The 12,182-nt window shown below is 65.8% G+C and carries 11 protein-coding genes, 1 tRNA gene and 1 pseudogene; 11 read left to right on the top strand and 2 right to left on the bottom strand.

The window, feature by feature from the left end; all coding sequences use genetic code 11:
• Positions 1-101 precede the first annotated feature (101 nt).
• Positions 102-335 (top strand): annotated as a pseudogene (locus M5I08_RS22805) (transposase family protein); the annotation flags it as partial.
• A gap of 15 nt (positions 336-350) precedes the next feature.
• Positions 351-554, top strand: coding sequence for a hypothetical protein (locus M5I08_RS22800; RefSeq protein WP_219065984.1), 204 nt, complete (start codon positions 351-353; stop codon positions 552-554).
• A 265-nt stretch (positions 555-819) separates the two neighbouring features.
• Here M5I08_RS22800 and M5I08_RS22795 read toward each other — a convergent pair.
• A tRNA-Gly gene (locus M5I08_RS22795) sits at positions 820-893 on the bottom strand.
• Positions 894-975: 82 nt separating this feature from the next.
• Between M5I08_RS22795 and dcd the strand changes: the two genes are divergently transcribed.
• The 9 genes from dcd (at position 976) to M5I08_RS22750 (ending at position 10,862) form a co-directional block, all read left to right on the top strand.
• A complete protein-coding gene (gene dcd, locus M5I08_RS22790; RefSeq protein WP_219065982.1) occupies positions 976-1,548 on the top strand; it encodes a dCTP deaminase in 573 nt (190 codons plus the stop codon).
• Between the two features lie 110 nt (positions 1,549-1,658).
• Positions 1,659-3,449 (top strand): DUF7159 family protein, encoded by a 1,791-nt coding sequence (locus M5I08_RS22785; protein ID WP_219065980.1) that lies wholly within the window; start codon positions 1,659-1,661, stop codon positions 3,447-3,449.
• A gap of 227 nt (positions 3,450-3,676) precedes the next feature.
• Positions 3,677-5,140, top strand: coding sequence for a DUF7159 family protein (locus M5I08_RS22780; RefSeq protein WP_219065979.1), 1,464 nt, complete (start codon positions 3,677-3,679; stop codon positions 5,138-5,140).
• A 190-nt stretch (positions 5,141-5,330) separates the two neighbouring features.
• On the top strand, positions 5,331-6,875 hold the full coding sequence (locus M5I08_RS22775) for a DUF7159 family protein (RefSeq protein ID WP_440271478.1): 1,545 nt from the start codon (positions 5,331-5,333) through the stop codon (positions 6,873-6,875).
• Between the two features lie 89 nt (positions 6,876-6,964).
• Positions 6,965-8,290 carry a UDP-glucose dehydrogenase family protein gene (locus M5I08_RS22770; protein WP_219065977.1) on the top strand — a complete coding sequence of 442 codons (1,326 nt, stop codon included), beginning with the start codon at positions 6,965-6,967 and terminating at the stop codon, positions 8,288-8,290.
• A 6-nt stretch (positions 8,291-8,296) separates the two neighbouring features.
• Entirely contained in the window at positions 8,297-9,052 is a 756-nt protein-coding gene (locus M5I08_RS22765; protein WP_219065975.1) for a maleylpyruvate isomerase family mycothiol-dependent enzyme, read from the top strand.
• 28 nt (positions 9,053-9,080) lie between these two features.
• Positions 9,081-9,455, top strand: coding sequence for a nuclear transport factor 2 family protein (locus M5I08_RS22760; protein WP_219065974.1), 375 nt, complete (start codon positions 9,081-9,083; stop codon positions 9,453-9,455).
• A gap of 10 nt (positions 9,456-9,465) precedes the next feature.
• Positions 9,466-10,332 (top strand): glucose-1-phosphate thymidylyltransferase RfbA, encoded by an 867-nt coding sequence (gene rfbA, locus M5I08_RS22755; RefSeq protein ID WP_219065973.1) that lies wholly within the window; start codon positions 9,466-9,468, stop codon positions 10,330-10,332.
• 86 nt (positions 10,333-10,418) lie between these two features.
• Positions 10,419-10,862 carry a DUF732 domain-containing protein gene (locus M5I08_RS22750; RefSeq protein WP_219065972.1) on the top strand — a complete coding sequence of 148 codons (444 nt, stop codon included), beginning with the start codon at positions 10,419-10,421 and terminating at the stop codon, positions 10,860-10,862.
• Between the two features lie 13 nt (positions 10,863-10,875).
• Here M5I08_RS22750 and M5I08_RS22745 read toward each other — a convergent pair whose 3' ends face one another.
• Positions 10,876-12,168, bottom strand: a complete 1,293-nt coding sequence (locus M5I08_RS22745; RefSeq protein ID WP_219065971.1) for a pyridoxal phosphate-dependent aminotransferase — start codon at positions 12,166-12,168, stop codon at positions 10,876-10,878.
• Positions 12,169-12,182 lie beyond the last annotated feature (14 nt).

The following is a 12,182-nucleotide window of genomic DNA, read 5'->3' as shown; positions in this document are numbered from 1 at the left end:
GTCGCTATCATACGACATATCTACGTCGATCGCGTCTGGCAGCAGTTCCCAGGTGTGTTACCCGATCACCGACCCGCCGTCGGCATCGCTGTTAGCGTCGCTACGAAGGTGCCGGGATCGGGGTGCATACCCCGGTCAAGGGCCGTGACCTCGACGTCGCGAACCGCAGCTACAACACGCTACTGACCGCAATACGCGCTATCGGAGAACGCGCCAACGCCGAGCTCAAAGGACGCTGGCGATGCCTTCGCCGAATCCGCCTGTGCCCAAACAGAATCGGCCAGATCGTCGCAGCCGCGGTCGTACTATCAACCCTGCAAAGGGGACACTACTAAGAAAACCTCAATGTCATGGATCTCGTTTTTGGAGATTCAGTAGACTTTGAACTTGTTGCCACCGTTGACGCGGATGCGGTTAGCGATCTGGTAGCTGAATTCGTCAACGCCGGACTAGACCTGTATCCAATCGGTGTGGTCACTGCCGGTTCCGGTGCCTGGATCCGTCACGACGATGTGGTGCGAGAGCTGCCGGGCGAGGCATGGCGGCACGGTTAAACAAGCGACGGATCGCTCCGGCGCGCGTCCCTGCACGCCTGAGCTGATCGCTCCTGTCCGTCTTGTTCGTTCGCCGCCCGGGCAATCTCAGTCGGGCAGTCGGGATGATCGGCACTGCTTGACCGCGGTAGTCAGCCCTAGGTACTGCTGAAACCCAGTAATTGGCTTGAGGGCTGAGTTGCGTCAACTGACGGTCAAATGACGGTCAAGAATGCCCTGCGCCAGGCAGGCGAGGACGGGCAGTACGCCATAAGCAGGAGCTTTGTGGAGCCGATGACGGGAATCGAACCCGCGTATTCAGCTTGGGAAGCTGATGTTCTGCCATTGAACTACATCGGCGCGGTTGATTGGGAAGGCTAGCACTCGGTACCCCTTCGTTCATCAACATCGCGAGCGACGGTCGAGCGGATACGCTCGTCGCGTGCTGCTCTCCGATCGTGACCTCAGGGCCGAAATCGCCGCCGGCCGGTTGGGGATCGACCCGTTCGACGACGCCTTGGTCCAGCCGTCCAGCGTGGACGTTCGACTCGACGGCCTGTTCCGGGTGTTCAACAACACCCGCTACACGCACATCGACCCCGCGAAGCAACAAGACGAGTTGACCAGCCTTGTGGAACCGGTCAACGGCGAACCTTTCGTGTTGCACCCCGGTGAGTTCGTGCTCGGCTCGACCCTGGAAGTGTGCACGCTGCCCGATGATTTGGCGGGTCGCTTGGAGGGCAAATCATCGCTGGGTCGCCTGGGATTGCTCACCCACTCGACCGCCGGATTCATCGATCCCGGCTTCAGCGGTCACATCACCTTGGAGCTCTCCAACGTCGCCAACCTGCCGATCACGCTCTGGCCCGGGATGAAGATCGGCCAGCTGTGCATCCTGCGGCTGAGCAGCCCGGCTGAGCACCCTTACGGCAGCGTGCGGGCGGGGTCGAAGTATCAGGGTCAGCGCGGACCGACGCCGTCTCGCTCGTACCAGAACTTCATAAGGTCCACATAACTTCGGCTGTGACGTCGCATAGTCTCGGCGGCGATCATTCAGTCATAAGGCTGGCGCGATATTCACCTCCGCCCAGAACAGTGACGCGCCAGCGAAGACCTGGAGGAGCGGTGGACATCGTTCTCGGGGTGTCGATGGCGCCCACAGCCGCCCGTATGGTGCTGGTGGAAGGTCAAAACGCCGACGGCGTCACGATCGAGGAAGACGATTTCGAACTTGCTGCCGCCGACTACGCAGCAACCGTGAGCGCCGCCGATCAGGTGCTCTCGGCCGTCTTGGGCACTCGGGAAGGCGCCACGCAAGCCGGCCATGCGCTGACATCGATCGGCGTCACCTGGACCAACCCGGTGGACGCTGCCGCCCTGCGCGAGGCCTTGGCCACCCGCAAGGTCGAAAACGTGATGCTGGTCTCGGCCTTCATGGCTGCGGCCGCGCTAGCGCAGATGGTGGGCAGCGCCACCGGCAATGCGCACACGGCGCTGCTGTTCGTCGAACCCAACACCGCGACGCTGGCAATCGTCGACACCGCCGACGGTTCCATCACCAACGTCCACAAAGAGCTGATCTCCAGTACGGACACTATTGCTGAGCTGGGCGGGATGCTCGCCGCCTTGGACTCGCTGCAGACCCACCCAGAGCACGTGTTCGTCGTCGGCTCCGGTGTCGACGTTGCTGCGCTCAAGCCGCAGTTGGAGGCGGTGACGCCGCTTCCGGTGAGCGCACCGGAAGAACCGGAGACGGCGTTGGCCTGGGGCGCTGCGCTGGCATCGGCGAATGCGCCGCTGTTCGTGTCGTCGACCGCTGCCCTGGCGTACGCGCAAGATCCCGCCACCGGCACACTCGATCACTGTGCGATGTCCCCGGGATACCTCGCGGTGCCGGATGGTCCGCGGGGCACGGAACTGGGAGAACAGGGCCTCGCCTATAGCGCCGACAGGGACGAGGAAGCCGACGCCGAGACCACCGTAGTGGATCTTGCCAGCGCCGAGCATCATCAGCGCCGGCCGCTGCTGCTTGTCGGCTCCATCCTGGCGGTGGTCTTTGTCGCCGCGGCCCTGGCGCTAGAGGTTTCGCTGGCACTGGGTATCCGACCGAGCGTTGCGTTGCTGCCCAGGCCGCTGCAAAACCTCATCGTCCCGACCGTGCAGGCCCCCGCGCTCGCCCCGCCCGCGATAACCGCCCCGGCGCCGCAGGTCAATCACGTGCAGGCACCCGTGATGGCGCCGCGACCAGCGAACGTCCCGATCCCGGCTCCGCTGCCCGCAGCTCCGGCAATCCCGGCGCCTCCAGCGGCGCCGGTCGTCGCTCCCCGGCTGCCTGTGCTGGTCCCGCTGCCCCTGCCGATTCCTGTGGCTCCGCCGGCACCCGTCAATCCTTTTCCTTTGAAGCTGCCCGGACAGTTCCCGAGTTCGCCGCCGGGCCACTTGCCAGCACCCCAGCCTCCGGTGCAGCTGCCCGAGCCCCAGTCACCAGTGCAGCTCCCGCAGCCGCAGCCTCCGGCCAATAAGCCTGTGCCAGTCCACCAGCCCATCCCAGTTCACCAGCCTGTGCCAGTCCATCAGCCAGTGCCGCAGGGCCCGCTGCCGATCGGGACACCCCAGCCTCCGGTCCAGCTGCCGGTGCCCGAGGCTCCGGTGCACATGCCGGCCCCCGAGGGGCCGGTGGCACCCGCGTTCCCGGGCCTACCCGGCCTGGACGCTCCACCGGCAGCTCCGCAAGCCCCTGCCATCGGTGCGCCTGCTGTGCACGCGCCGGGCAATCCATTTGGCGGCTTCGGCGCCTTCGGTGGGGGCAACCACGGCCTTGGTGGGTTTGGCGGGGGCCCCGGCTTCGGCGGAGGCCGCGGCTTCGGTGGCTTCGGCGGAGGCCGCGGCTTCGGCGGCGGTGGCGGGCACCGGTAGAAATAGTCGCCGTCGCCGTCGCCGTCGCCGTCGCCGTCGACGAGGTATTGTCGGCGTACGAAGGGTCAGCGGGGGCGATGATCCTCTTCCCAGAACTTCATATAGCGCTAACTTTGTTGGCGGTAACGGCGCATCCCATTGCGGCGATCAATCTTGTGGTGGGGAAGCCCAGCTGATGCGCTGAGCGCTGCCAAGCGTGGACGGCCAGCGAACAACATGGAGGAGCTGTGGACACCGTACTTGGTGTGTCGATGGCGCCCACGACGGTCCGCATGGTGCTGGTTGAGGGGGAGAACGCCGACGGCGTCACCGTCGAGGAGGAAAACTTCGCGATCGGCGACGGCGAAGAAGCGGCCACCGTCAGCGCGCCTGATCAGGTGATAGCGGCGATTCTGGGCACTCGTGAGGGCGCCAACGAGGCCGGCTATCGGCTGTTGTCGACCGGCGTGACATGGATTGACCAGCAGGCGGCCGCCGAGTTACGCGACGCGTTGGCGGCCCGCAGGGTCGAGAACGTCATGCTGGTTTCGGCGTTTTTGTCCGCGGCGGCGTTGGCCCAGTCGATGGCCTGCGCGACCGGCTATGCCCGCATCGCGCTGCTGTACATCGAGCCTGATTCGGCGACGCTGGCCGTGGTGGACGCCAGTGACGGCTCGATCGCTGATGTGCACCGTGAGCTGCTGCCTGACGACGACGATCAGGCGGTCGCCAGGCTGGTCGGGCTGGTTTCTGCTGCCGGGGAGCTGGACCACCGGCCCGAGAGCGTATTAGTGGTGGGCTCGGGGGTCGACGTCCCGCTGATCAAGCCGGCATTGGAGGCTGCGACGTCGCTTCCGCTGAGCGTGCCCGAGCGGCCGGACATGGCGCTCGCCAGAGGCGCGGCGCTGGCGTCGGCCAATGCGCCGTTGTTCGCCTCGTCGACCGCTGCGTTGGCCTACGCGCAGGATCCGGGCACCGGTGCGGTGAGCCAGGATGCCCTCGCGGCGGGCTATCTGGCGGTCGCTGAGGCAGCTGCAGCCGTCGAGCCCGGCGCGGAGCCGCTGGCTTACAGCGCAGTTGCCGACGACTCAGCGGCGGTTTACACCCAGGGGGATCCGGGCGCATACGCCGATGTCGAAGAGGTCGAAGAAGAAGACTTCACCACCGGCATGTACCCCGGCTTCAGCACGGGAGCGTTCGCGCAGCCGAGTCGCACACCGTTCTTGGCGGTCATGAGTGTGATCGTTATTTTTGTCGTAGGCGTTATGGCACTGGTGATTTCGCTGGCGTTCAGTATCCGGCCGTCGGTCAGTTCGCGGCCCAGCCTTGCTCAAAACGTCGTGGCCCCCAGGCAGGTTCCGGCGCCGCCGAAGGCGATGGTGCCGCCACCGCCTGCACCGGCGGCCGCACCTGTCGCAGCGCCGGCACCGGCGGCCGCGCCGGCCCCCGTGCACGCTCCGGCGCCGGCGGCTGCCCCTGCCGCAGTGCCGGCGCCTGCTCGGATGCCCGCGCCAATTTTCGTCCCCGCGCCGGCACCGGCTGCCCTGCCACCGATCATTCCGCAACTCATCGCTCCTCCGCTGCTGGGTCCGCCGGGGAACCCGTGGGGCGGCGATCACGGCGGTGGCGGCTGGGGCCACGGCGGTGGCGGCTGGGGCCACGGTTTCGGGGGAGGACGCGGCGGTTTCGGCGGTTTCGGCCGCGGCCGCTGATAGGCGCAGCCGAATAGTCAACGAATGGCCAGCGTTTGCGGCCCTCGGTAAGGTTGACGTAGCGAAGACCAGGGGAGTGGGCCGTGTCGCTCCTGCCAGCACTTGAGGAAGCTCGGTAGCCCGCAACGCACTGGCTCGGCGTAATCAGGTCCTGGTGGAACCGCTGAGCGACCAGGTTCTTGGAGGAGTGGTGGACACCGTACTTGGTGTGTCGATGGCACCCACGGCGGTCCGCATGGTTCTCGTTGAGGGCGAGAACGCCGACGGCATCACGGTCGACGAAGAGAGCTTCGATGTCAACACGGCCGAGGCCCCAACCGTCAGAGCTGCCGACCAGGTGGTCTCGGCGATCCTGGGAACCCAGGAAGGCGCCGCCGAAAGTGGCTATCAATTGTGCTCGACGGGTGTGACCTGGACGGATCCGGCTGAGGCCGCTGCGCTGCGCGACGCGCTGGCGGCGCGCAAGGTCGAGAACGTCATGCTGGTGTCGTCGTTTTTGGCGGCTGCGGCGCTGGCGCAAGTCGTCGGGAACTCGGTCGGCTATGAGCAGACCGGACTGTTGTTCGTCGAGCCCGGCACCGCGACGCTAGCCCTGGTGAGCACGGCCGATGGTTCGATCACTGATGTACACCGCCAACCGCTGCCCCCGGGGAGTGATCCCGTCGCCCAGCTGTCGGCGATGGCTTCCCGTGCCGAGGCGTTGGAAACGCGTCCGGATGGGCTGTTCGTCGTCGGCTCGGGCGTTGACATTGCCCCGATCAAGGCGCAGCTGGAGGCGGCCACCTCGCTGATCGTCAGCGCGCCCGAAGAGCCGGAGACAGCGCTGGCTCGTGGTGCGGCATTGGCCTCGGCCAACGCGCCGCTGTTCTCCTCGTCGACGACCGCGCTGGCCTACGCGCAAGATCCCGGAAACGGCGCGATCGACCAGTACGCCGTCGCTCCCGGGTACTTCGATGTTGCCAACGACGCCGCTACCGGTGGGCAGGCGCTGGCCTACAGCGCGGTTCCGGACGAGGATGCCGACGCCTACACCGCACTCGCCGCCGACGAAGGTTTTCCGACCGGCAGCTACACCGCCAGCTTGGGCATTCCGCAGGAACGCGTCCGCAGACCGCTGGTTCTGGTGGTCAGCGCCGTTGCGGCGATCTTCGTGGTAGGCGCTGCCGCACTGGTGGTCGCGCTGGCGGTCAGTATGCGGCCGACGGCCGCGATCCGGCCCGAGCCCGGCCACAACGTGGTCGCCCCGGCGAAACCGGCCCCCGCCCCGCCCGCAGCTCACGCTCCCGCAGCGGCTCCGCCGCCCGCTCCCGCGCCGGCCGCTCCCGCCCCGGCGCCTGCTGCTCCGGCACCGGCTCCGGCCGCCCCGGCTCCCGAACCGGCCGCTCCTGTCCCAGCGCCCGTTGCTCCCGCTCCGGTGCCGGTTGCTCCCGCTCCGGCTCCTGCGCCGGCCGCTCCTGTCCCAGCGCCCATTGCTCCGCCGCCTGCGCCGGCCGCTCCGCCACTTGCGGCTCCCGTCCCGATTCCGATCCCAATTCCGGTGCCGCCGATCCTGAGTCCGCCGCAGCAGGGACCGCCGCTCGGACCGTGGGGCGGCGACCACGGCGGTGGTGGTTGGGGCCACGGTGGATACCCCGGCGGCGGAGGCATCCCGGGTGGAGGCGGAGGCTTCCCCGGTGGGGGCGGCCACGGCGGCTTCGGCGGCGGCGCATTCGGCATCCCTGGCCTGCACTTTTAAGGCCACGACGGGAAACTGTCACCTGCCGTTTGCCCACCGCTCAGAACTGCGATGCAATCAGCTCATTGGATTGACCTACACACGGGTGTATGAGGTGCTCCGTATTCGGTACGGGCTATTTGGGTGCCACCCATGCCGCCGGGATGGCTGAGCTGGGGCACGAGGTTGTCGGTGTCGACATCGACCCCGGTAAGGTTGCCAAGCTTGCGGCGGGCGACGTTCCCTTCTACGAGCCTGGACTGCGAAAGATGTTGAGCGACAACATCGCAGCCGGCCGAATTCGGTTCACCACCAACTATGACTTGGCCGCCGAGTTTGCCGATGTGCATTTCCTCGGGGTCGGCACGCCGCAGAAGAAGGGCGATTACGGCGCCGACTTGAGCCACGTACACGCCGTAATCGACACGCTTGCACCCCGTTTGACTCGGCCAGCGGTAATCGTCGGCAAGTCCACTGTCCCGGTCGGGACCGCTGCCGAGCTTGTCCAACGCGCCCGCGCGGCCGCCGGGCCCGGCGTCGACGTGGAAGTGGCGTGGAACCCGGAGTTTCTCCGGGAAGGTTTCGCGGTACACGACACCTTGCAACCCGATCGTATTGTGCTTGGCGTCCAGGATGATTCGACGCGCGCTGAGGCCGCGATCCGTGAGCTCTACGCACCGATACTGGATGCCGGGGTGCCGTTCTTGGTGACCGACCTGCAGACCGCCGAGCTGGTCAAGGTGTCCGCGAACGCCTTTCTGGCGACGAAGATCTCGTTCATCAACGCGATCTCGGAGGTGTGCGAAGCCGCCGGTGCCGACGTCGCGTTGTTGGCCGATGCGCTGGGGCATGACCCGCGGATCGGGCGGCGATTCCTCAATGCCGGCTTGGGGTTTGGCGGCGGCTGCCTGCCCAAAGACATCCGCGCGTTTATGGCTCGCGCCGGCGAGCTCGGCGCCGACCAGGCGCTGACCTTCCTGCGCGAAGTCGACAACATCAACATGCGCCGCCGCACTCGCATGGTCGAACTGACCAGTGCCGCATGCGGCGGCTCGCTGTTGGGAGCCAACATCGCGGTGCTCGGCGCCGCGTTCAAACCCGCATCCGACGACGTGCGTGACTCACCGGCGCTCAACGTCGCCGGCCAGTTACAACTCAACGGTGCCGCGGTCAACGTCTATGATCCCAAAGCACTGGAGAATGCCCAGCGGCTGTTTCCCACGCTGAATTACGCGGTCTCGGTGGAGGAAGCCTGCGACCGCGCCGACGCGGTGTTGGTGCTTACCGAGTGGAAAGAGTTCGTCGACCTCGACCCCGACCAGCTTGCCGATCGAGTACGAGCACGCGTCGTCGTCGACGGTCGCAACTGCCTGGACGTGCGGCGCTGGCAGCAAGCCGGTTGGCGGGTGCATTGCTTGGGACGGCGCGTAGCCTGACTACCAATGGACTACGCGGCCGCGTTTCTCGAGCAAAATCACGCCGTCGGCGAGGTGATCAGCAGTGGCGACCCGGCCACCCCCGTGCCAACCTGTCCCGGCTGGAGTCTTTCCCAGTTGTTTCGTCACATCGGCCGCGGTGACCGCTGGGCAGCTCAGATCGTCGCCGACCGGGTCGGCCACTATCTCGACCCGCGCACCGTCGAGGGAGGCAAGCCACCGCCCGATCCCCACGAGGCGATCTCATGGCTGCACCGCGGTGCGCAGCGGCTGATCGACGCCGTCGAACAAGTCGGACCGGAGACCCCGGTGTGGACGTTTTTGGGCTCACGACCGGCCTATTGGTGGGTGCGGCGTCGGCTGCACGAGGCGACGGTGCATCGCGCCGACGCCGCGCTGGCGCTAGGACTCGACTACGCGCTCACCCCGGAGTTGGCCGCCGATGGCATCAGCGAATGGCTTGAGCGGGTCGCGAGCCAGGCCGGACACGGCGATGCGCTGCTCCCGCTGGAAAACGGCCAAAGCGTGCATTTGCACGCGACCGATCCAGGACTGGGCGCCGCCGGTGAATGGACGATTCGCACCGACGGGCGCCGCATCACATGGTCACACGGTCACGACAAGGGTGTGGTGGCGCTGCGCGGCGGCGCCGTCGACCTGCTGCTGGCAGTCGTCCGTCGAGTTCCGGTCGCCGACACCGATATCGCAATCTTCGGTGACGCGGCGATATGGCAGCACTGGCTGGACAACACGCCGTTCTAGGCGCGGCGCACACGGTACGTTGCAGACCATGACCACATCGGAGATCGCCACCGTGCTGGCGTGGCATGACGCTTTGAGCGCATCCGACATCGACACCTTGGTGGCGCTGTCCAGCGATGACATCGAAGTCGGTGACGCGCACGGCGCCGCGCAGGGCCATGCCGCGCTGCGCGATTGGGCGACCGGCCACCCGCGATGGGGCGAAGTAGGCAGAATTTACGTGCATGACGGTGTCGTGGTCGTTGAGCAAAAGGTCGGCAGTTCCGACGATTCAACCGCCGACGTCACTGTCGCTTCGGCGTTTCGTGTTGTCCACGACCGCGTCACCTCGGTGTTTCGCCACGCCGACCTGGCGTCCGCGTTGGCTGCAACCGAGTTGACCGACGCTGACCTTGCCGACTGAGGAGTAGCACATGCGCGGGATCATCCTGGCCGGCGGCTCGGGCACGCGCCTGCATCCGGTCACCTTCGGCATCAGCAAGCAGCTGTTACCGGTCTACGACAAGCCGATGATCTACTATCCGTTGTCGACGCTGATGATGGCCGGCATCCGCGACATTCAGGTGATCACCACCGCCCACGACGCACCGGCATTCCACCGAGTGCTCGGGGACGGCACGGCCTTCGGCATCAATATCACCTTTGCGGTGCAAGGTCGTCCCGAGGGCCTGGCACAGGCCTTCGTCATCGGCGCCGACCACATCGGCAACGGTTCGGTGGCGTTAGCATTGGGCGACAACGTCTTTCATGGTCCAGGTCTAGGTGCCAATCTTCAACGCTTCCAAACAGTCAGTGGCGGCGCTATTTTCGCTTACTGGGTGGCCAACCCCTCGGCGTACGGCGTCGTCGAATTCAGCGCCGACGGCATCGCGCTGTCACTGGAGGAAAAGCCGGCCACACCCAAATCGCACTACGCGGTGCCAGGCCTGTATTTCTACGACAACGACGTAATCGAAATCGCTCGGGGCCTGCGACCGTCGGAGCGTGGTGAATACGAAATCACCGAGGTCAACCAGACCTACCTCAACCAGGGCCGGCTGAGCGTGGAGGTGCTCGCTCGCGGCACGGCCTGGCTGGACACCGGGACTTTTGACTTATTGCTGGACGCCAGCGACTACGTTCGCACCCTGGAACGTCGGCAGGGCCTGAAGGTCAGCGTCCCCGAGGAAGTTGCCTGGCGGATGGGCTTCATCAACGACGACGAGCTGGCTCGGCGGGCCCACACCCTGCTGAAGTCCGGCTACGGAAGCTATCTGCTGGAGCTGTTGGAACGGCGCTGAAAGCAGCGCGTCGAGCATATTCCCAGGAATCCACGGCTGGCGAAAGCTAACTGCTAACAACAGCGGACGCGGCGGAAATAATCTTGATGAACAGAAATGACGACGCCGGCGCCGAACTCGAGTCCGCTTCCCAGCTTGGCTATGCTGGCCGTGCTGGTATTCGCGGTCGCCGCCATCGGAGCGGTTTTTGTGCTCGGCCGCAGCCCTGCTTTTTCCGCCCGAGGGCGACACCGACGGTTTCGCAGGCCGCATCAGCGACGCCGTCCGATCCGGCGCAGGACGCCACGGACCGCAATGGCGAGTTTCTCCTGCGCCTGTCCGCTGAAGGGCCGCAACTGCGTCGATCGAAAGACGCGGCGATCAACGACGCGCGAAGGGTGTGCGCGCGGTTTGCCGGGGGCGAGCGTGAACAGGAGATCGTTCAGGACATGCTGCAAGGATCGCCGGGCATGTCGCTCGATACCGCATCCAGTTTCACCGACACCGCTATTCGCGTGTTCTGTCCGGACGGCGTTGTGGATAACTCGTGACAGCCGTCGAGCGTCACTGCCGATAGCTGGTCAGGAAGTTGCCCAACCGCTCGATAGCCTGCGCCAGGTCGCGCGACCATGGCAGCGTCACGATCCGCAGGTGATCCGGTGCGGGCCAGTTGAATCCGGTGCCCTGCGTGACCAGAATCTTCTCCGACAGCAGCAGGTCCAGGACAAGTTGTTCGTCGTCATGGATCTGGTATACCTCAGGATCCAGCCGGGGGAACGTATAGAGCGCACCGGCGGGTTTGACGCACGACACCCCGGGGATCTCGTTGAGCTTGGACCACGCCACGTCGCGCTGTTCGCGCAACCGCCCGCCCGGCAACACGAGGTCATCGATGCTCTGGTAACCGCCCAGGGCGACCTGAATCGCATGCTGGGCAGGGACATTCGGGCACAACCGCATATTCGCCAGCAGGCTGATGCCCTCGATGAAGCTGGTCGCGTGGTCCTTGGGCCCGGTGATCGCCAACCAGCCGGCCCGGTATCCGGCAACGCGGTAAGCCTTCGACAGGCCATTGAAAGTCAGGCATAACACGTCGGGCGCCACCGAGGCCATGCTGATGTGTTTGGCGTCGTCGTAGAGGACCTTGTCGTAGATCTCGTCGGCGAGCAGTAGCAGCTGATGCTTGCGCGCCAGATCGGCAATCTGCGAAAGGATTTCGTGACTATACACCGCGCCGGTTGGATTATTCGGATTGATCACCACCAGCGCCTTGGTGCGCTCGGTGATCTTCGACTCCAGGTCGGCGATATCCGGTTGCCAGCCTTGGGTTTCCTCGCACAGGTAGTGTACCGGCGTGCCGCCGGCAAGCGAGGTAGACGCCGTCCACAGTGGATAGTCGGGCGCCGGAATCAGCACCTGGTCGCCGTTGTCCAGCAGCGCCTGCAGCGTCAAAGTGATCAGTTCAGAGACGCCGTTGCCCAGATACACGTCGTCGACGTCGAATCGCGGGAAGCCGTCGACGAGTTCGTAGCGGGTGACCACCGCGCGCCGCGCCGACAAGATGCCTTTGGAGTCCGAGTAGCCCTGCGCGTAAGGCAGCGCCTGGATCATGTCACGCATGATCACGTCGGGTGCTTCGAAGCCGAACGGCGCCGGGTTGCCGATGTTGAGCTTGAGGATCCGGTGCCCTTCGAACTCCAGTCGCGCGGCGTGATCGTGCACCGGACCGCGGATTTCGTAGAGCACATCCTGCAGCTTCGATGACTGCGCGAACGTACGCTGGCGCGGCTGATGACCGGCGGTATGCCAGGGCAGCTGATGCGTAGTCACGTCAACCATGGTGCCATGGCTGTCCAATTATTAATGCCAGA

This window comes from Candidatus Mycobacterium methanotrophicum, from assembly GCF_023515995.1.
Taxonomy (GTDB): domain Bacteria; phylum Actinomycetota; class Actinomycetes; order Mycobacteriales; family Mycobacteriaceae; genus Mycobacterium; species Mycobacterium methanotrophicum.
Note: the sequence above shows the minus strand (reverse complement) of the source record. Positions and strands in the feature narration are given on the sequence as shown.